Origin of the sequence: Winogradskyella aquimaris, assembly GCF_042676105.1 — a bacterium.
In the GTDB taxonomy this organism is placed as follows: Bacteria; Bacteroidota; Bacteroidia; order Flavobacteriales; family Flavobacteriaceae; genus Winogradskyella; species Winogradskyella aquimaris.
In genome coordinates this window covers 720171-738941 of record NZ_JBHTJQ010000016.1, presented here as the reverse complement: position 1 = coordinate 738941, position 18771 = coordinate 720171, and the positions used below count along the sequence as shown (strand labels likewise).

21 protein-coding genes are annotated in these 18771 nt (G+C 35.5%); 12 read left to right on the top strand and 9 right to left on the bottom strand.

Annotated features, from left to right (window positions below; all coding sequences use genetic code 11):
* Positions 1-3012, bottom strand: coding sequence for a leucine--tRNA ligase (locus ACFQ1K_RS13340; RefSeq protein ID WP_320554258.1), 3012 nt, complete (start codon positions 3010-3012; stop codon positions 1-3).
* 123 nt (positions 3013-3135) lie between these two features.
* Between ACFQ1K_RS13340 and ACFQ1K_RS13335 the strand changes: the two genes are divergently transcribed.
* The 7 genes from ACFQ1K_RS13335 (at position 3136) to ACFQ1K_RS13305 (ending at position 8094) form a co-directional block, all read left to right on the top strand.
* Positions 3136-4014, top strand: a complete 879-nt coding sequence (locus ACFQ1K_RS13335; protein ID WP_320554259.1) for a cell division protein FtsX — start codon at positions 3136-3138, stop codon at positions 4012-4014.
* Positions 4015-4027: 13 nt separating this feature from the next.
* Positions 4028-5053, top strand: coding sequence for a TlpA family protein disulfide reductase (locus tag ACFQ1K_RS13330; protein ID WP_320554260.1), 1026 nt, complete (start codon positions 4028-4030; stop codon positions 5051-5053).
* Positions 5054-5101: 48 nt separating this feature from the next.
* Positions 5102-5461: a hypothetical protein gene (locus tag ACFQ1K_RS13325; RefSeq protein WP_320554261.1), complete on the top strand. Its 360-nt coding sequence runs from the start codon at positions 5102-5104 to the stop codon at positions 5459-5461.
* On the top strand, positions 5461-5721 hold the full coding sequence (locus tag ACFQ1K_RS13320) for a DUF3098 domain-containing protein (protein WP_320554262.1): 261 nt from the start codon (positions 5461-5463) through the stop codon (positions 5719-5721). Before ACFQ1K_RS13325 ends, ACFQ1K_RS13320 begins: the two co-directional genes overlap by 1 nt.
* Positions 5722-5776: 55 nt before the next feature.
* Entirely contained in the window at positions 5777-6571 is a 795-nt protein-coding gene (locus tag ACFQ1K_RS13315) for an undecaprenyl-diphosphate phosphatase (RefSeq protein ID WP_320554263.1), read from the top strand.
* Positions 6568-7278 carry a tRNA pseudouridine(55) synthase TruB gene (truB, locus tag ACFQ1K_RS13310; RefSeq protein WP_320554264.1) on the top strand — a complete coding sequence of 237 codons (711 nt, stop codon included), beginning with the start codon at positions 6568-6570 and terminating at the stop codon, positions 7276-7278. Before ACFQ1K_RS13315 ends, truB begins: the two co-directional genes overlap by 4 nt.
* A gap of 81 nt (positions 7279-7359) precedes the next feature.
* Entirely contained in the window at positions 7360-8094 is a 735-nt protein-coding gene (locus ACFQ1K_RS13305; protein ID WP_320554265.1) for a hypothetical protein, read from the top strand.
* On the opposite strand, the gene ACFQ1K_RS13300 is transcribed toward ACFQ1K_RS13305, so the two are convergent.
* Entirely contained in the window at positions 8091-8708 is a 618-nt protein-coding gene (locus ACFQ1K_RS13300; RefSeq protein WP_320554266.1) for a thioredoxin family protein, read from the bottom strand. The genes ACFQ1K_RS13305 and ACFQ1K_RS13300 overlap by 4 nt on opposite strands.
* A gap of 119 nt (positions 8709-8827) precedes the next feature.
* Between ACFQ1K_RS13300 and ACFQ1K_RS13295 the strand changes: the two genes are divergently transcribed.
* From ACFQ1K_RS13295 to ACFQ1K_RS13285, 3 genes are read left to right on the top strand one after another with little or no spacing between them, the layout of a single operon-like run.
* A complete protein-coding gene (locus tag ACFQ1K_RS13295; RefSeq protein ID WP_320554267.1) occupies positions 8828-9391 on the top strand; it encodes a DNA-3-methyladenine glycosylase I in 564 nt (187 codons plus the stop codon).
* An 11-nt stretch (positions 9392-9402) separates the two neighbouring features.
* Positions 9403-9981: a hypothetical protein gene (locus ACFQ1K_RS13290; protein ID WP_320554268.1), complete on the top strand. Its 579-nt coding sequence runs from the start codon at positions 9403-9405 to the stop codon at positions 9979-9981.
* The gene (locus ACFQ1K_RS13285) at positions 9968-10651 is read left to right on the top strand and encodes a DUF2490 domain-containing protein (protein ID WP_320554269.1); all 684 of its coding nucleotides are present in this window, start codon (positions 9968-9970) and stop codon (positions 10649-10651) included. The genes ACFQ1K_RS13290 and ACFQ1K_RS13285 overlap by 14 nt, the downstream gene beginning before the upstream one ends.
* Here the strand turns inward: ACFQ1K_RS13285 and aat are convergent.
* The 3 genes from aat to ACFQ1K_RS13270 all read right to left on the bottom strand — a co-directional run bounded on the left by aat (position 10648) and on the right by ACFQ1K_RS13270 (position 12872).
* Positions 10648-11271 carry a leucyl/phenylalanyl-tRNA--protein transferase gene (gene aat, locus ACFQ1K_RS13280; protein ID WP_320554270.1) on the bottom strand — a complete coding sequence of 208 codons (624 nt, stop codon included), beginning with the start codon at positions 11269-11271 and terminating at the stop codon, positions 10648-10650. The genes ACFQ1K_RS13285 and aat overlap by 4 nt on opposite strands.
* 263 nt (positions 11272-11534) lie before the next feature.
* The gene (locus ACFQ1K_RS13275) at positions 11535-11912 is read right to left on the bottom strand and encodes a DUF3127 domain-containing protein (protein ID WP_320554271.1); all 378 of its coding nucleotides are present in this window, start codon (positions 11910-11912) and stop codon (positions 11535-11537) included.
* A 90-nt stretch (positions 11913-12002) separates the two neighbouring features.
* Positions 12003-12872, bottom strand: a complete 870-nt coding sequence (locus tag ACFQ1K_RS13270) for a flavin reductase family protein (RefSeq protein ID WP_320554272.1) — start codon at positions 12870-12872, stop codon at positions 12003-12005.
* 122 nt (positions 12873-12994) lie between these two features.
* On the opposite strand from ACFQ1K_RS13270, the gene ACFQ1K_RS13265 reads away from it, so the two are divergent.
* Positions 12995-14152, top strand: a complete 1158-nt coding sequence (locus ACFQ1K_RS13265) for a sensor histidine kinase (protein ID WP_320554273.1) — start codon at positions 12995-12997, stop codon at positions 14150-14152.
* Here the strand turns inward: ACFQ1K_RS13265 and ACFQ1K_RS13260 are convergent.
* Together ACFQ1K_RS13260 and greA are read right to left on the bottom strand one after the other, a co-directional pair.
* Positions 14145-14537, bottom strand: a complete 393-nt coding sequence (locus ACFQ1K_RS13260) for an HIT family protein (RefSeq protein WP_320554274.1) — start codon at positions 14535-14537, stop codon at positions 14145-14147. The two genes, ACFQ1K_RS13265 and ACFQ1K_RS13260, sit on opposite strands and share 8 nt — an antisense overlap.
* Positions 14538-14641: 104 nt before the next feature.
* Positions 14642-15115, bottom strand: coding sequence for a transcription elongation factor GreA (greA, locus tag ACFQ1K_RS13255; protein WP_320554275.1), 474 nt, complete (start codon positions 15113-15115; stop codon positions 14642-14644).
* A gap of 138 nt (positions 15116-15253) precedes the next feature.
* Between greA and ACFQ1K_RS13250 the strand changes: the two genes are divergently transcribed.
* Positions 15254-15691, top strand: coding sequence for a hypothetical protein (locus ACFQ1K_RS13250; RefSeq protein ID WP_320554276.1), 438 nt, complete (start codon positions 15254-15256; stop codon positions 15689-15691).
* On the opposite strand, the gene ACFQ1K_RS13245 is transcribed toward ACFQ1K_RS13250, so the two are convergent.
* Together ACFQ1K_RS13245 and arfB are read right to left on the bottom strand one after the other, a co-directional pair.
* A complete protein-coding gene (locus tag ACFQ1K_RS13245) occupies positions 15688-17931 on the bottom strand; it encodes a TonB-dependent receptor (protein ID WP_320554277.1) in 2244 nt (747 codons plus the stop codon). The two genes, ACFQ1K_RS13250 and ACFQ1K_RS13245, sit on opposite strands and share 4 nt — an antisense overlap.
* Positions 17932-18366: 435 nt before the next feature.
* Positions 18367-18771, bottom strand: coding sequence for an alternative ribosome rescue aminoacyl-tRNA hydrolase ArfB (arfB, locus tag ACFQ1K_RS13240; protein WP_320554278.1), 405 nt, complete (start codon positions 18769-18771; stop codon positions 18367-18369).

Sequence of the window (18771 nt, the reverse complement as noted above, 5' to 3'; positions counted from 1 at the left end):
TCAACCTACAATATTGACTATTTTGCCTGGAACTACGATGACCTTTCTAGGCGAGCGACCTTGTAGTTGCTCTTTCGTTTTCTCGTGAGCCAATACGGTTTTCTCAATGTCTTCCTTACTCATATCTAATGGTAATTCTAGTGTAAAACGCATTTTACCATTAAATGAAATCGGATAGTTTTTAGAACTTTCTACCAAATGCTTTTCTTCAAATTCTGGGAAAGGCGCTGTTGATATAGATGCTGTATGCCCTAATTGCTCCCATAACTCTTCTGCAATATGTGGTGCATAAGGTGACACTAAAACCAATAATGGCTCTAGTATGTGCCTACTCGTACATTTTTGTGCCGTTAACTCGTTTACCGCAATCATAAACGTAGATACCGAAGTATTAAACGAGAAATTCTCGATGTCTTCCTCAACCTTTTTAATGGTTTTATGAAGTGTCTTTAAGTTGTCCTTGGATGGCTCAGCGTCAGTCACTTTGGAGCCATTGTCGTCGTTGTACAACTTCCAGAGCTTTTTGAGGAAACTATGCACACCTGTAATGCCAGCAGTATTCCAGGGTTTGTATTGCTCTAATGGGCCAAGGAACATTTCGTACAAACGTAAACTGTCTGCTCCATACTGTTCTACAATATCATCTGGGTTAACGACGTTAAGTTTCGACTTTGACATTTTTTCGACTTCGCGTGAAACTGGAATTATCGTTTCTGATGTTATTTCTCTATTGTCGATAACTTTCTCACCATCATAAAAATGGGCATTTTGTAAATACTCAAATCGTTTCTGTTTAGTCAAAGAAATCAAATCCAATTCATTTTTAAGATTGACACATTTAACTTCTATATTAGATGTTTTAAAACATTTATATCTAACATCATGGTTGGATTCAGGCTTATTAAACTGAACATCAAATTCAATCTTTTTATTCAAAAATTCAATCATCACACTAGGAAGATTCGTTAATTCACCTTCTTTTTCATTCAAGCTATCATAAATCTCTTTTGAAACTATAATCTGACTACCTGGTACTTGTTTATCTGCAGAAGCATACCATGCTTCAATGATATAAATAAAAGCACTTTCCCCTAATATCATCCCTTGGTTAATCAGCTTTTTAAAGGGCTCATCCACTTCAACAAAACCTCTGTCGTATAAAAACTTTACCCAAAAACGTGAGTACAATAAGTGCCCTGTCGCGTGCTCGCTACCACCAATGTATAAATCTACATTTTCCCAATATTTAAGTGCCTCTTCAGTAGCAAAGGCTTCACCTCTTTTGGCTTGTTCTTCCATATAACGGAAGAAGTACCAAGAACTGCCTGCCCAACCTGGCATGGTGTTTAATTCTAATGGATAAATAGTTTTATTATCTACTAACTCATTACTTACTACTTTACACTTTTCTGCGTCCCAAGCCCAAACATCTGCGCGGCCTAATGGTGGCTCACCCTCTTCGGTTGGTAAGTATTTTTCAACTTCTGGTAAGGTTAAAGGCAAATGTTTTTCGTCTATCATTCGTGGCATGCCATCCTTGTAATACACAGGGAATGGTTCACCCCAATAACGCTGACGACTAAACACAGCATCACGCAAACGGTAATTGGTTTTTCCTTCACCTTGACCGATTTGTTCTAATTCGTAAATAGCACGCTTGGTCGCTTTTTTGTAGTTCATTCCGTTTAAGAAATCGCTATTGGCAATCTTAACGTTATCCTTAGACGCAAAGGCTTCTTTAGAAATATCAACACCTTCAAAAATATTTGGAATTGGGATATTAAAATGCTTAGCAAAATCGTAATCGCGTTGGTCTCCACAAGGTACCGCCATAACCGCACCTGTTCCGTAACTTGCCAACACGTAATCACCTATCCAAATAGGAATAGGTTCCTTGGTAAATGGATGCTCGGCATAAGCCCCTGTAAACACACCAGAAATGGTTTTTACATCTGCCATACGGTCGCGCTCACTACGTTTTGCAGTAGCTTCTATATAGGCTTCTACCTCAGCTTTTTGTTCTGCTGTGGTGATTTGAGACACCAACTCGTGTTCTGGTGCTAAGGTCATAAAGGACACCCCGAAAATGGTATCTGGTCGTGTGGTAAAAACTTCGATGGTTTCATTGTGCGCTTTTACATTAAAAGTCACACTTGCACCAACAGACTTCCCTATCCAGTTTTTTTGGATGTCCTTAAGGGCATCGGTCCAATCAATCGTCTCTAAACCTTGCAGCAAACGCTCAGCATAAGCTGAAATACGCATACTCCATTGGGTCATTTTTTTACGGATAACAGGATGACCTCCACGCTCAGACACTCCATTTACAATTTCGTCATTGGCTAAGACGGTTCCTAGCGCAGGACACCAGTTGACTTCGGTTTCTGCTAAATAGGTTAATCTGTATTTTAAGAGAATACGTTGTTTCTCAGTCTCTGAAAAAGCGTTCCATTCTTCAGCTGTAAATGGATTAATATCGTCATCACAGGCAACGTTGATGTTAGTATTTCCTTCAACATTAAATCTCTCGATCAAGGTGTCAATATGTTCGGCTTTGTTACTATCATAGTTGTACCACGATTCAAATAACTGAATGAAAATCCACTGTGTCCATTTGTAATAATTTGGATCACTAGTTCTAACTTCCCTACTCCAATCGAACGAAAACCCAATTTGGTCTAACTGACGACGGTAGGTTTTAATATTCGTCTCAGTAGTTATGGCTGGATGCTGACCTGTTTGTATGGCATACTGCTCTGCTGGTAAACCAAAAGAATCGTAGCCTTGAGGATGCAGTACATTAAAGCCTTTATGACGTTTGTAACGTGCATAAATATCGCTGGCAATATAGCCTAGCGGATGCCCAACATGCAAACCGGCTCCACTTGGATACGGGAACATATCTAATACATAATATTTTGGCTTATCACTATTGTTAGACGCTTTAAAGGTTTGTCTTTCTGCCCAAATCTTTTGCCACTTTTTCTCTATGTCGTTGAAGTTGTATTTCATCGTCCGGTTTTCCTTGAAATAAGGTGCAAATTTAGTGGTATTACAACACAATTAAAAACTAAACGTTGTATTACTCTACATAAGCATTTTCTTTTTTATTTTTACACCATTAATCCACACTTTATGGCATCATCTTTTGACAAGTATCAAAAACGAAAATTGATTTCCTCATATATCTCTGTTGTTATCAGTATTGCTTTGGTTCTGTTTTTGCTAGGCTGCCTAGGCTTACTGGTGATTAACTCTAAAAAGGTGGCCGATCACTTTAAGGAACAAGTGGTGATGACGATTTATTTAAATGATACCGCAAAGGAAGTAGAGGTGAATCAGTTAAAGAAAAGCTTAGCCATGGCCGAGTATTCCAAAGAAGCGACCTATGTGTCTAAAGAAGAAGCTGCGGAACTAATGAAAGCCGAAACGGGTGAGGATTTTATGGATTTTGTAGGTTATAATCCGTTGAAAAATTCGATTGACGTCTATTTAAAAGCTGATTTTGTCACCACTGAAAAACTAAGCGAAATATCCGAAAGCTTGGCGAACAAATCATTTATTGAAGATATAAGATACGATAATGACCTTGTGGAATTGATGAACGACAACGTTAAAAAAATTAGTTTTTGGGTATTAATCATCAGTGGTTTATTTACACTCATTGCAGTATTACTGATTAATAGCTCTATTCGTCTGGCTGTATATTCAAAGCGATTTATTATTAAAACCATGCAAATGGTTGGTGCGACCAAAAGTTTTATTCGAAGACCATTTGTATGGAAAAGTGTTCAACTTGGTATCATTGGCGCTATAGTTGCTTTAGCTGGTATGGCCGTTGTACTCTACTATTTAGATTTAACTTTCCCAGAATTAGAACTCCTAAGAAATACGGTGATGATTGCCGGACTATTTGTAGGTATTTTTGTGTTAGGTGTTATCATTACTTGGATTAGTACATTTATTGCCACACAACGGTTCTTGAATCTAAAAACAGATCAGTTGTATTATTAATAAAGTGCGTTTCATGAAGTTTAACTTCAATCTTCATTTACTTTATTTGCTTGGTGCTTTATGGACAATTCACTCTTGTGGTGAGCCTAAAAACAATAGTAGCATTTTCATTGACATTCAAGGAACAATTCAACCTGATAGTATTCAACTATTAAATTATAACAATGCTGAAGCCATCACCTTAAAAGGTAGTGGTTCCCCATTTATATTTCACCAAAGACAACCTGTGAATGACGCCTTTAAGCTAAATATTTTTAAGGATGAAAATGTGCTTTCCAAAAAAGTATTTCTAGATGGTAGTGATATTAAAATAAAAGGCAAATTAACTTTAGATGACTTTATAATCGACACGGTTTTAAACTCTGCCATCTTTTACAAGCAAGTACAATTCCAAACAACTTTAGATAGCCTAAAGTCTTCAAAAGTCAATGACACCTTAATAAATGAAATTTTATTAGAACAGATTAAAGAAAACATCAACCATCCGCTTTCTTTTGAAATTAGTGACTATTACATCGAAAAAAACAAAAATTACAAGTCTAAACTTCAGCCTTTACAACTAATTTTAGACCAGCAATCCAACGACTTAAAAACACATGCGCTTAGTGTTCATAGAACCCTAAATGAATTATTGAAAGAAGAGTATTTTGATTTGTCTCAATTCAATTTCTATGACCGACAAGGAAATCTATCTAAAGTTAACCTCAGCCACAAAGGTGATTATTTAATTGATTTTTGGTTTGTGCAATGTCCACCTTGCATAAGAGACCACAAGAAGATTGCCAAATACTTAGACACTTTAAAAGACCACAACACAGAATTGATAGGCATATCTATTGATACGGTTGAAGAAAAATGGTTAAACTATTTAAACAACAACCACTACTACTGGCAAAACTATAGAGAGCTTGGTGAGGATAACGATTTGGTAGATGCCATGAATGTTTGGGAGTTTCCCACCTATATTTTAGTTGATAATAACGGAGTGGTTAAAACCAAATTCTATTCGTTTGAAGAAATAGCGAACTATTTCAATTAAATACTATTTTTCCATAATTATTCGTTTAAGACTATAAACCAACTTAAAATGAATAAGCCTATTAGAAAAGGAATTATCGCTGTCACTTTAGTAGTAATCCTTCCTCTTTTATTTATTAAATCGTGTGTTATTTATAACCCAAAACCCGAAGACTGTAAAGTCGTATCGGTAAACATCACTAAAATTAGGGAAGGCTCTACTTACGACATTCAATTTAAAACCGAAAATGAAAACGTCTATTACATCAACCGTGGATTGGAGCAAGGTTTAAATTTAGATAGTCTTAACGCTAAAGTTTTAAATAAAACCGTTACTTTGCACTTACCAATACTGGCCTTTGGTCCCTCTACACATATAGCACAGCTAGCTGTAGAAGATGAAATTTTATTTACAGAATTTAAAAATTAATGGGAGAAAAGAAACGCAAAGAACAATCTAAACCCGAGTTTATCTTCGGAAAAAAGAACTATAAATTCATGCTCATTGGCTTAGCATGTATTGTCATTGGTTTTATTCTAATGTCAGGCGGAGGTAGCGATGATCCTAATGTTTGGAACCCAGAAGTCTTTAGCTGGAGACGCATTCGCCTAGCACCAACTTTAGTGCTTATTGGTTTTGGTTTTCAGGTTTATGCCATATTACTGAATCCTAACAAGGGCTCTAAATAATGAAATTCCAATTTAAACTTAACAATCAGCATTTCAATTTTTATACATTTGCCGCATGGAAGTTATTGATGCTATATTAATAGGGATTGTTCAAGGCCTAACTGAATTTTTGCCGGTATCGTCTAGTGGGCATATTGAAATCGCCCAAAAACTACTAAGTGCAGACAATCTTAAAGAAAACGAGGAATTGCTTAGTGTCGTTCTGCACGTTGCAACAGCATTAAGTACCATAGTGGTTTTTAGAAAAGATATTTTTGACATCATAAAAGGTATTTTAAGCTTTAAGTGGAATGAAGATTTACAATTTGTTACTAAAATTGCCATTTCTATGATTCCTGCTGCTTTTGTCGGACTCTTCTTCGAAGAAGAACTCAAACAACTATTTGAAGGCAACCTGCTTTTGGTTGGGAGTATGTTACTTATTACTGCTGCCCTACTATTCTTTGCAGATAGAGCTAAGAACACAGGTAAAAAGGTTACGTTTAGTAATGCGTTTTTTATTGGTGTGGCTCAAGCTATTGCTATTTTACCAGGCATGTCTCGTTCTGGTGCTACAATATCTACTTCTGTACTTCTAGGAAATGATAAAGCCAGGGCAGCGCGTTTTTCGTTTTTAATGGTTTTGCCATTAATCCTTGGGAAAATCGCTAAGGATTTCCTGGATAATAAAGTGGTTATGAGTAACGATCTTGTAATGCCATTTACTTTTAGTTTTATAGCCGCATTTATAACCGGTTTAGTTGCTTGTACATGGATGATAAAACTTGTTAAGCAAAGCAAACTCACCTACTTCTCCATTTACTGTATCATTGTTGGTCTCATAGCTATCATCTGGTCATTGGCATCATGAAAACGTTAGAAGATTATAAACAAGGGCAAGTTTTATTGATTGACAAACCATTGACTTGGACCTCATTTCAAGTAGTTAATAAACTACGTTGGGCCATTAGAAAAGCCTATGACATTAAAAAAATAAAAGTTGGCCATGCTGGTACTTTAGATCCACTTGCTACGGGTTTATTGGTGATCTGTACTGGTAAAATGACCAAACAGATTAACACCTTTCAAGGTCAGGAAAAAGAGTATATAGGTACTTTTGTTGTTGGAAGCACTACACCATCCTATGACTTGGAAACTGAAATTGATGCTACTTTTCCTGTAGGGCATATTACCAAGGAGTTCATCCACAATACAACCAAACAATTCATTGGTAAAATAGAGCAATTTCCACCTGTATTTTCTGCCATTAAAAAGGACGGTAAACGCTTGTATGAATTTGCGAGAGCAGGTGAAGATGTAGAAATTAAGTCGAGAGAAATTGAAATCTCTGAATTTGAAATTACAGACATAAAACCTCAAGACAAGGTTTTAGAGCTGAATTTTAGAGTCGTTTGTAGTAAAGGAACCTACATTCGTTCTTTGGCGCACGATTTTGGTAAAGCCTTAAATTCTGGTGCGCACCTCTCCGTTTTAAGACGCACTCGTATTGGTGATTTTGAAGTTAAAGACTCACTTAGTCCGGAAGATTTTATTGCCAAACTTCGCTTAAACCAATAACTTATGATGGGTTTAGATCTGTGATTTAAACCATTTCGTGATTATATTCGTATATCCAAACACAATATTTAAATATACCTTTTGAAGTTTATTGAACAACATAAAGCTGGCATCATTACATTTCTACTTACAGGAATTATAGTACTAGCCATGTTTAGTATTCAGTTAAAACAACAAGGTAAGCTTATTACCGAAAGCTATTACGAGCTTTTACCAGAACCGGAAACTCCCAAAGAAGAAGAGGAACTGTTGGATGCTTTAGATGGTAAATCAACCAATAAAGCTTTTAATGAAGATAAGGAATACAAAGAAATGATGCGTAATTTTAAGACCGTAAGTGCCAATGATTTTGAGCGTACCACAAAAGCTTTAGAAGATGCCAAAACCAGTGAAGTTTCAGAAGAAACAAGCATTAATCAAACCTATGCCAATGGTAATGCCTACGCTTTAAATACAAAAGAAACCGAATCTTATAAAAAACTTCAGGAAGAACTAAATAAGCGTCTTGAAAACAAAAAAATAGCAGACGAACACGCTAAGACCAAAAGTACGCTTACCTATTCTCTAGTAGGTCGGACGATGCAATACTATGATATACCACGCTATTTATGTGAAAAAGGTGGCAAAATTATAGTGAATATAGTGGTCAATGGAAATGGCAAAGTAACTACTGCTGAAATAAATGGTTCTTCAAACTCGAGTAACGAGTGCTTAATTAATCGTGCTTTAGAATATGCCCAAGAGGTTCAGTTTGATGCTTCTAATAAAAGCAAACAAATTGGTACAATTACGTTTTTATTTAGAGGAAAGAATTAAGCCAGAATACTTAACAAATCTGCTATTGTAGATTGGCCTTTATCTTTGTTATACCAACGTTGTAAATCTTCTTTAAACTCTGGCGTTAATTGACCATGTAAGGTTTTATAAATATCTACCATTTCCGTGGCAATAGTTGGCCTTGGCCCAAAGGTATTTATAACTTCTAAGGTCTCATTATCTATCATAATTAGCTTTGGTATCGCCCTACCACCATTGGTTAAAAACGCATTCATTAAGTGTTCGTTGTCATCTCTAAGCACAACTCTAAAATCTATATTTGCGTTTTGCTCAGCCACCTTATTAATTACAGGTAAAATATGCGCAGCATCTCCGCACCAACTTTCAGTTAAGACCAGCCAAGTTACGTTTTCACTGAAGGATTTTATGCTTTCAATTGCCGAGTCAGATAATTTTACGGTCTTATCCCAACGCTTCATACGTCTGTCATTCAATACTGTGTAATTAATAAATGTCTCAGATTTATCATTACCAGTTGTGGATTGCTGCTCTACAAGTGCTGTGACTAAGTTCCTATACTCATCATAGCTCATAGATTTACTTAGACTATCCTTTATAATATCTGTAATCATTTTATTTTCTAAAATTTCCATCGCCTTTGGGTTAACTATTGAAATGCTATTTTCAAATTCATCGAACAAAAATAGCTTTGATTGTCCATAATTTATGTGACACTTGTTACCTTAGTAGGATAAAATTACAAAACTTACAAATGACAAAACATAGATGTGGCTGGTGTGTTGGCGACCCCCTTTACGAAGCCTATCATGACCATGAATGGGGAGTTCCGGTTTATGATGATTCCACTATTTTTGAATTTTTAATACTTGAAACGTTTCAAGCTGGTCTAAGTTGGATTACCATTTTGCGTAAACGCGAAAATTTCAGGAAGGCATTTGATGATTTTGATTATAAAAAAATCGCAACATACAATCACAAAAAGATTGAAACCCTACTTCAAAATAAAGGTATCATAAGAAATAAGTTAAAGGTAAATGCTACCATTACTAATGCCCAAGCTTTTATGAAAGTACAAGATGAGTTTGGTAGTTTTTCAAAGTATATTTGGGATTTTGTAAATGGTAAACCTATAAAAAACCATATTGAAAATTATAAAGACGCACCTGCAAAGACAGCGTTAAGCGATAAAATTAGTGTTGATTTAAAAAAGCGTGGATTTAAATTTGTTGGTTCCACGGTTATATACGCTCATATGCAAGCTACAGGTATGGTAAACGATCATGAAGTGGCATGTTTTAGGTATAACGCCGTTTAAATTGAGAAATTATGAAGTTTAAAGCAGTCCTCATTTTATTGAGTATATCCTCATTTGTGTTTTCACAAACCAAAAATGAAAAGGAAGAACGTATATCAGAATCAGATTTTCCTACAAAAGCGCTTGAGGTAGTAAAACATCTACCTGAAAAATGTAAGCGCTTAAAATTTTATAAAGAAACGGATGGTGACACCTATAGTTTTGAGGTGAAATTTAAATATAAAGGAAATCGGTATAGCCTAGAGTTTTACAATGATGGAAGGATTGAAGATATAGAAGTACTCACTAAGTTTAAAAACTTAAAGGACGATGTAAGAGGTGATATTAGCAATTATTTTAAGGCTTCCTTTTCGAAATACAGGTTTATAAAGGTACAAGAGCAGTTTGTAAAACCCTCAGAATTAGAAGATACAACTTTCGTAAATGATGTATTGGACAATACATCGAAAGTATCCCCTAATTTTGAAATTATTGCCGAAGTTAAATCAGACACTAATCATGATATACGCGAGTTTACCTTTAACCATTCTGGTGAAATTGTGGACTTTAGAATATTAAATCCTGCGTCATACGAGCATGTCTTATATTAAAAATCCATTTATTTACCTCGTATTTATTACAGGATTAAACTTTTTATATGCCCAGTCTGATTTTGAAAGTCTGGGAGAGACAAGTTTTGCTGTAAACACTAATATCGCAAATAATTATACCATTAATTTTGCTATAAACTCACGTTACTATCTCTACCAAGATGAGGCCATAAACTTTGAAAACCGGCAATTGGATTTTATTCACTTTTCAACATTTGGCTTGGATTATAATCATTCCATAAGTTTAGGGTTGCAATATCGTTTAAGAGAATCCATAGATGGAGAAAGTAACGAACTAAGATTAACACAACAATTCAATAATACTCAAAGACACGAGGCGATGCGTTTTGGGCATCGGATACGTTTAGAACAACGCTTTTTTGAAAATCTAACCATAATTAGATCTCGTTATCGATTTGCTATAGATTTTCCTCTTAATGGTACGAATTTGAATATTGGTGAAGCTTATTTAGTTAATGCAATGGAGGCCCTTCTAAGTCATAGCAAAAAACTTAAACCAGAACTAGGCTATAGAGCTACTGCTCAAATTGGATGGTTAGTTTCAGCAGCGCTCAAACTTCAACTTGGATTGGAATATAGGCTTGAAGCCTTTAACCTTGACACAGAGCAGAAACTTTTTCTATTGACCTCTGCCGTCCTTAAAATTTAAAGAAATTTTAAATAGTCCTTCCTAGAAATATGCCTTGCGCCAAGACTTTCAAGATGTTTAGTGTGAATCTGGCAATCGATAACATTATAATTAGAATTTTGAACAAAGACTATAAAACCAACTTTACTAGCATTACTTACCTTAGTAAACATACTTTCCCCAGAAAACACTCTATTACCCAAATCAATGCCATAGAGCCCACCAACAAGCCTATTATTTTTCCAGACCTCAACAGACTTTGCATAACCCAATTGGTGTAATTTATTATAGGCATTTATCATTTGTGCTGTAATCCAAGTGCCATTTTGCCCATCACGTTTTGCCTCAGCACAGGCCTCAATAACCGATTTAAAAGCCTTATTTATCGTAACTTCAAAACTATTCTTTTTTAAAATTTGTTTCATACTCTTTGAAACTTTCAAGTCTTCAGGAAACAACACAAACCTAGGGTCTGGTGTCCACCATAAGATGGGTTCTTCATTTTCAAACCAAGGAAAGATACCATTAGAATAGGCGTGTATTAAACGTTCTGGGGACAAGTCACCACCTATCGCCAGTAGTCCTTCAGAAGAGGCCTCAGACACATCCGGAAAGACTATTTTATCAGTTAAAAAGTACATTAGTTAAGCTTTTTAGCGATTTTTACTGTTAAATAAAGGGCTTGGTTTTGATAGTATAAGAATTTTATTGATATTTGACATGATTTTCATGAAATAAATTTTTTGTTCATCATTGCTTTTTTTTAAATTTGTTTGTGAAGGTCAAAAACCTAAAACCACAATACTAAGTCTCAACAGTTCGTTGAGACTTTTTTATATTAAAAAAGACTTGTTTATGGTAAAACAAGTCTTATAGGTTATCGCGTTAATTGCCGTATGAAGTTTTAAAACGGCAAATCGTCATGGTCATCTTCGTTTAAATCGTTTACAGGCTCAAATGCCTCTGTTGGTGGCACAGGAGGCATATCCCCATTTGTTGCATCTGTTTGTAGTGCTTCTATCCTCCACCCCTGGATTGAATTAAAGTATTTGGTTTCGCCTTGAGGATTAACCCACTCGCGTCCTCTTAAATTTATATTAATCTTAACCTGTTGGCCGACTTGATAATTGTTTAGTAAATCTGTTTTGTCTTGAATAAACTCAATCATAAGGTGTTGCGGATACTGCTCTTCAGTCGTGACAACCACTTCTCTTTTTCTAAACCCGTTACTGCCAAAAGTCTGAGTTTCTCCAATCACCTTAATACGTCCTTGTACTTCCATTTTTTGCTTAATCTATAATTTAATTTTTGTTGTTATTATGCTCTTAAACCGAGATATTATTTTTAATACTTGTCTTAAAAAAATCTTAGGCTACGAAAGTAACAACTTCCATGCACTTTCTACATCTCCGTAGCTTAAATAATTTTGTGCCAACTTGTGCTTTTGTCTATGTGATGCTGTTTTTATATCAGGATAGCGTTCGCTCAAATCGTTTACAAATTGATGCACTTCTTCATCAGTGGGTAATTTATCTACATTGGCTAACATACCCAAGTTGTTTCCTGTAAGAATCATACTATTTTTGACATGATCCGGCAAACTATCAACACCAATACCTAATGAATGTAAAGGTTTTGGAATTTCAAAAAACCCTTTTTTAGCTCTACTATAATAACTACCACCCGCCCGAGCCACTAAATCCAAAGCTTCTTGATTTATGGTATTATCTGCATTCATAACTTCATCTGATACATGAAGTTTTAGCACTTCGCATATGACCAGATTTCCGGCACCACCTTCTGTGCCTAATTTTATAATATCATTGACCCGACATTCCATTTGAATGGGTGACTCGGCAACCCTAAACGGCTTTACCTCATCCGAAGCCAACATAGTCAAACCCGCTTTTTCAAACTCATTAACCTGCTCCGGGTATTCAGTACTACTCAATGACATCTGATGTACAATATCATAATTCACTACATTAATAACCACTTCCTTAACCGCTTCAACATTATCTAAAGTGTGCTTGGTTGTATTATCTCTAACACGTCTGGCTGGCGAAAAAATTAATATTGGCGGATTCGCACTGAACACATTAAAAAAGCTAAAAGGTGATAAATTAGGGTTGCCTTCTTTATCAATTGTACTGGCAAACGCAATGGGTCTTGGTGCTACTGCACTAAGTAGATAGCCGTGTAATCTGCCAGTAGAAAGGTCTTTAGGATAAAATGAAATCATGTAGCCACTGATTTTTAGCAAATATAATTATATTGCTTTGGTGATGAAAGCGTTTTAGCGCTCGATACAGACAATATTATTAACAGTTTTGCATTATATTTAAAAAGTAATCAAGTTACCTAATGACCATAAGCTCACATCGTAATGTCATCCGTTGGATAATCATAGCCTCATCATTTATTATAATTTCTCTTATTCTTTGGAACACCTATTCGTTTTTTCAAAAATTTAAAGCAGAAGAACGTGTAAAAATCAAAACCTGGTCTGTAGCCCAAAATAATTTTTTAAGAAGTATTGATGATTTAAATGCGGATGTCGATCCTGTAACAACCCATGTCCTTACTGAGACAACAACCAGCACTCCAATGCTGGTTATTGATAAGAACGGAGACTACAACTCCATTAATTTAGATGAAGAAAAACTTGAAGACCCAGCTTACATAAACTATCTTGTTAAGAAATTCTCTAGTGAGAACGAACCTATAGAAGTAATCATTAATAATGAGGTGTATCAAACTATTTATTACGGCAACTCGCCACTTTTAAAAAAAATTGGGTTCTATCCATTAGCCTTATTGCTGATTATCTTTTTGTTTGCTGCAGTAGTGTATTTCTTTTACAGAAGCGCCAAAACTGCTGAACAGAACAAATTATGGACAGGTATGGCTAAAGAAACAGCGCACCAGATTGGTACTCCGTTATCTTCATTAGTCGGTTGGACCGAAATTTTAAAAACTGAACAAGTAAATCCGGATTATATAAACGAAATTGAAAAAGATATAGATCGTTTACAAACTATAACTGATCGGTTTAGTAAAATTGGCTCTGCACCAACTTTAAAAACCTTAGACCTCGTTGATGTTACCATATCCTCCTACGAATATTTAAAATCGAGATCCTCAAAACTCATTCATTTTGAAATTGAGCATCCTAGTACGGAAATTCCCGTAAAGCTCAATGCTCAATTGTATAGCTGGACTATTGAAAACTTGGTAAAGAATGCCATCGATGCCATGAAAGGAAAAGGAAATTTAAAGCTTCAAATTTCCCAAACCGAAAAACAAGTCTTTGTAGACATTAAAGATACTGGCAAAGGCATCCCAAAACAATTGTTTACTAAAATCTTTGAACCTGGTTACACCACTAAAAAACGTGGTTGGGGATTGGGATTATCTTTAGCTAAACGCATCATTGAAGATTACCACAAAGGCAAAATAAAAGTCATTCAGTCTGAACTAGATAAAGGCACCACCATTCAAATTATACTGAAAACTATATAAAGTGCTCTGCAATTTTTGCCGCTAAGGTTTTAAACTCCTCCGGTGCCAATTGTTCCTTGTGCGTAAAACGTGCATTTTCCATGTTGTGTAGCGGAATTAAATGCACATGTACATGAGGCACTTCTAAACCAATAACAGCCATACCAACACGTTGGCATGGTACAACCTTTTCTATAGCTAGAGCAACTCGTCTTGAAAACTGCATTAAACCCATATATGTGGCTTCATCAAGGTCAAAAATTTTATCGACTTCTTTTTTAGGAATACAGAGTGTATGACCTTTAGAATTAGGATTAATATCTAAAAACGCATAAAAATCTTCGGTTTCTGCGACCTTATAGGACGGAATGTCTCCATTAATAATTTTTGTAAAAAGTGTGGCCATTGGCAGGTGTTTTCAATATCTTATAAAGATAAAAAGATTCCTTAATTAAGGAATCTTTTTTATAGGTCTTCTAATTTTGATATTTCTGCAGATGCAGAAATTTGTTATCTAGATATCTCTAAAATATCAAACTTCATAATCCCATTTGGTACTTGAATTTCGGCAACATCACCTACAGATTTACCTAATAAACCTTTTCCTATTGGCGAGTTTACAGAGATTTTACCCGAAGCTAAGTCGGCTTCACTCTCAGCAACCAAAGTGTAGGTCATTTCCATGCCGTTGGTTTGGTTTTTAATTTTTACCTTAGATAAGGCTAACACCTTTGAGGTGTCTAATTGAGATTCATCAATAACACGAGCGTTTGCTAAGGTTTCTTCCATCTTAGAAATCTTCATTTCTAACATGCCTTGTGCTTCTTTAGCTGCATCGTACTCAGCATTTTCACTTAAATCACCCTTATCTCTGGCATCAGCTATAGCTTGCGACGCTTTTGGTCGTTCTACATCTTTAAGGTAATTTAATTCTTCTCTTAATTTTTTTAATCCCTCTGCTGTGTAATAAGATACTTTACTCATAATTCGTTCGTTTTAATAAAAGATGCTGAAAATAAATTCAGCATAAAAAAAATCCCGCGTCAACGAGATTACATTGCAAATATATAAAATATTTACGGTAACGATTAATTAATTGTAAATTGGGCCTCAAAATTTAAAATGAAAAAATTGATAATTTTACTCTCATTATTGTCTGTATCATGCAATAATGATGATAACAATATAAACAACTGTAACTTTTTGTTTGATGCCGGTGTAAACCTTGAGGTTAATACAAATTTTCCACTATATAGCCAATTACAATTTCCTGGTAATGGTGTTTATGTTCCCAACCAAGGGAATAATGGGGTCTGGTTGTGGCGCTTAAACTCCTCTACCTTGTATGCTTGGGATGCGGCAGACCCAAGCCATGTCCCCTCAGCATGTTCTACTTTAGTAGAGTCTGGTACGGGTGATATTGTTGTATGCGGTTGTGAGGATGCCAACCAATATAGCTTAGCCACGGGATTGGGTCTAGATGGAAATACAGAACCCTGTACGCTTGTGCCATACAGGGTTGATGATTTGGGTAACGGCCAATATTTGGTTTCTAATTAAAAATTCAAGGTCACACCCACCAAAAAGTTCGTGGTGGCTTGTGGGTAAAAGCCAGAGAAATAGCCTGTTGAAATGCCTGTTGGACTGTTAGGGTCATCAAAATCAAAAGATCCAAAATACCCATTGGACACATACTTTTCATTAAAAATGTTGTTGACTAAACCAGTAAACACGATTGAGTCTAAAAACAGTTTAGATTCTTTGATGTCTTGAAATGTCATGGTATAAGTAACATTGAAGTCGTTCACAAAAAAACTGTCCAACTTTGAATCAGGATTGTCTGTATTACCCATATACTGTTCACCCACGTATTTGCTCAATAAGGCAACTTGAAAATTTTTCATAGGCTGATAAACAATTGCAGTTGCTGCAACCAACTCTGGTGAAAACGAGATATCTGTCTTTCCGAGGTTTACTAATTCCCCGTTTAACGATACAAGGGTTTCTTTATTTTTATTGGTACTCAATGTCATATTGGGCTGAAGGGTTAATTGAGTTGTAACTGGAACAATAGCCTCTAACTCTAACCCAAATCGGTAACTCTCACCACTATTGGTACGTATTGGGTTACCAACATCGTCAAGTCTACCAGACAGCACTAACTGTTGGTTATAAAGCATGTAATAGGCATTGGCATTAAACGTAAAGTTCCCTTTTTTGTGTCTCCAACCTAACTCAAAATCGTTAAGTTGTTCTGGCTCTATATTATTATTGCTTTCAAAATCAGTGCGATTTGGTTCTCTATTGGCTCTGGCATAAGAGAAATAAAAACTGTTATTTGTATTTAAATCATACGTTACACCTGCTTTAGGATTAAAGAAGGTAAAGGCTTTATCAACTTCAAAATCAACTAAATCAGAGGTGTTTCCGAAGGTTTTATAGGTAACATTTCTAACCTGTAAATCACCGTAAAGACTTACTTTATCATTTAGCTTATAGTTAGCTTTAGAAAAAACAGATAAGTCATTTTTTAAACTATTACCATCATAGTATCGGTCTCTAATATCCGTCTGACTTGCAAATTCTGCCCAGATCACTTCACCAAAGTGGTCACCATCGTAATGGCTAAATGAACCACCAAAAATTAAATCGATATTCGCGTCTTTATAATTGGCAGTGGCATTCACCACATAAAAATCGTTGTCTAACCAACGCCGACGTATAAGATCTGTAGTATTAACCGTTTCTCCATTAACGGTCAATTCTTCAAAACCATAGGTCGCAAAATCATCATCCTCTCTAAATTGTTCAAAATATCCTCGACCATACGTATAGTTTAAGCCTAAGGTTGTAGACCAATTGTTGTTATAGCGCTGATTCCAGTGCAATTGGTAATGGTCTTGGCTGTAATTATCTACTTCATTATCATAAAATTGGGTATTACCATCATCATCAGTATATATTCCGGCAAAATTGAAAGTCCTATCATTTGCCAATGTTTCAGCGTCAATACCATACCAAGCTTGATAGGTGACCTCATTCCCTCCAAATACAATGGCTTTAATCAAGGTATTGTCATCTACAAATGCGCCTTGTAAAAAATAAGATTTTAAGTCGGCCGAGGCTCTATCGATATAACCATCCGATTTAATGTTAGATAAACGACCAGCAATTTCAAAGTGGTCATTCATGAGTCCTGTACTAAATTTTACAGTATGCTTTCTGGTATTAAAACTACCTAAGGAATTTGAGATTTCCCCATAAGCCTCTTTCGAAACCGCATCAGTAAGCACATTGATACTTGCCCCAAAAGCCCCTGAACCGTTGGTTGATGTACCTACACCGCGCTGCAGTTGTAAACTTTCTACTGAAGATGCAATATCTCCTAAATTTACCCAAAACGTTCCTAAAGACTCGGCATCATTGTATGGTATACCATTGATAGTAACATTGGTAGATTGTGGACTTACCCCTCTAACCCTAATACCAGTATAACCTACACCAGCACCTGCATCGGTAGTTGTAACCACTGAGGGTAAAAAGTTTAATAACACCGGAATATCCTGTCCTAAATTACGCTTGGCGATGTCTTCTTTTGAAACATTAGAGTGTGTGATTGGTGCTTTTTCTTTTACCCGTACCGCTTTTACTAAAACTTCGTCCAGTTTTTCGGTCTTGGTACTGTCTTGTGGTTTTTCTTGCCCAAAACCTGAATAAAGGCCTAAAGCAAAAATGAAAAGTGATAATCTCTGTCGATTTGTTTTTAAAAGATTGTTGAATACGTTTTTAGTTTCGGTCATATTATTTTGAAAGACGAAACTGAATCTAGTTGATAACGATCTAAAACTAGATTTGAAATTAAGAATACTAGATTTCATACGACTATAAATTTATAATCGAATAAAAAGAGGTCATTATTCTTTGTTAATACTTGGTTTTTGAGCGGTTTCAAAATGAGATTTGATGCTTGTTGGTAAAATTCTGAAACATTAAATGGATATTTTTAAGTCATTTAATGCTTAGAAGTAAAACCAACATTGATGACCTAATCGCACTTGCTAAAAATGTCTACTAGACATTTTCTTAACGCTCGCTTCCTAAACAGCATTACCTGTTCTAGGTTCAATGGGTATGATCTCAGCCACTTATTGGCACCCCTTTATGAGAACAGTACAAAGATAAAACCTATTTACGATTTTTGATTTACGATTTACGATTTTTTTAAATTTTGAATACTAATCGATTTTAGGAGGTTTTCTATTGGCCTTCTTCTCAGATGTTTTGCGTTTGGTTTCTAGTCGCTTTCGTTTTACAGCTTTGGGCACTTTGGTAGGTTTTCGTTCTTTATCTTCCTTTAAACCTTCGGTAACAAGGTCTAAAAATTTTTGGGTGACTATAGCTTTGTTTCTAAACTGACTGCGACTTTCACTAGAATCTAAGATTAGAATGCCTTCTTTGTTTAACTTATTTTCGAAGAATTGTTTTAGCCGTTCTTTCTCATCGTCTGAAAATTGCGAAGAAGCTTCAAAATTAAAATAAAGCACAACTTTAGACGCTACTTTATTCACATGCTGTCCACCACTACCAGAGCTTCGGACTGCTTTATATGTTAATTCAGATTTTAAGGCTTCAACATCCAC

Bases quoted from the DNA above. Each gene is read 5' to 3' on its own strand.
- ACFQ1K_RS13340 (WP_320554258.1), bottom strand. From the start codon at position 3,012: ATGAAATACAACTTCAACGACATAGAGAAAAAGTGGCAAAAGATTTGG.
- ACFQ1K_RS13335 (WP_320554259.1), top strand. From the start codon at position 3,136: ATGGCATCATCTTTTGACAAGTATCAAAAACGAAAATTGATTTCCTCA.
- ACFQ1K_RS13330 (WP_320554260.1), top strand. From the start codon at position 4,028: ATGAAGTTTAACTTCAATCTTCATTTACTTTATTTGCTTGGTGCTTTA.
- ACFQ1K_RS13325 (WP_320554261.1), top strand. From the start codon at position 5,102: ATGAATAAGCCTATTAGAAAAGGAATTATCGCTGTCACTTTAGTAGTA.
- ACFQ1K_RS13320 (WP_320554262.1), top strand. From the start codon at position 5,461: ATGGGAGAAAAGAAACGCAAAGAACAATCTAAACCCGAGTTTATCTTC.
- ACFQ1K_RS13315 (WP_320554263.1), top strand. From the start codon at position 5,777: ATGGAAGTTATTGATGCTATATTAATAGGGATTGTTCAAGGCCTAACT.
- truB (WP_320554264.1), top strand. From the start codon at position 6,568: ATGAAAACGTTAGAAGATTATAAACAAGGGCAAGTTTTATTGATTGAC.
- ACFQ1K_RS13300 (WP_320554266.1), bottom strand. From the start codon at position 8,708: ATGGAAATTTTAGAAAATAAAATGATTACAGATATTATAAAGGATAGT.
- ACFQ1K_RS13295 (WP_320554267.1), top strand. From the start codon at position 8,828: ATGACAAAACATAGATGTGGCTGGTGTGTTGGCGACCCCCTTTACGAA.
- ACFQ1K_RS13290 (WP_320554268.1), top strand. From the start codon at position 9,403: ATGAAGTTTAAAGCAGTCCTCATTTTATTGAGTATATCCTCATTTGTG.
- ACFQ1K_RS13285 (WP_320554269.1), top strand. From the start codon at position 9,968: ATGTCTTATATTAAAAATCCATTTATTTACCTCGTATTTATTACAGGA.
- aat (WP_320554270.1), bottom strand. From the start codon at position 11,271: ATGTACTTTTTAACTGATAAAATAGTCTTTCCGGATGTGTCTGAGGCC.
- ACFQ1K_RS13275 (WP_320554271.1), bottom strand. From the start codon at position 11,912: ATGGAAGTACAAGGACGTATTAAGGTGATTGGAGAAACTCAGACTTTT.
- ACFQ1K_RS13270 (WP_320554272.1), bottom strand. From the start codon at position 12,872: ATGATTTCATTTTATCCTAAAGACCTTTCTACTGGCAGATTACACGGC.
- ACFQ1K_RS13265 (WP_320554273.1), top strand. From the start codon at position 12,995: ATGACCATAAGCTCACATCGTAATGTCATCCGTTGGATAATCATAGCC.
- ACFQ1K_RS13260 (WP_320554274.1), bottom strand. From the start codon at position 14,537: ATGGCCACACTTTTTACAAAAATTATTAATGGAGACATTCCGTCCTAT.
- greA (WP_320554275.1), bottom strand. From the start codon at position 15,115: ATGAGTAAAGTATCTTATTACACAGCAGAGGGATTAAAAAAATTAAGA.
- ACFQ1K_RS13250 (WP_320554276.1), top strand. From the start codon at position 15,254: ATGAAAAAATTGATAATTTTACTCTCATTATTGTCTGTATCATGCAAT.
- ACFQ1K_RS13245 (WP_320554277.1), bottom strand. From the start codon at position 17,931: ATGACCGAAACTAAAAACGTATTCAACAATCTTTTAAAAACAAATCGA.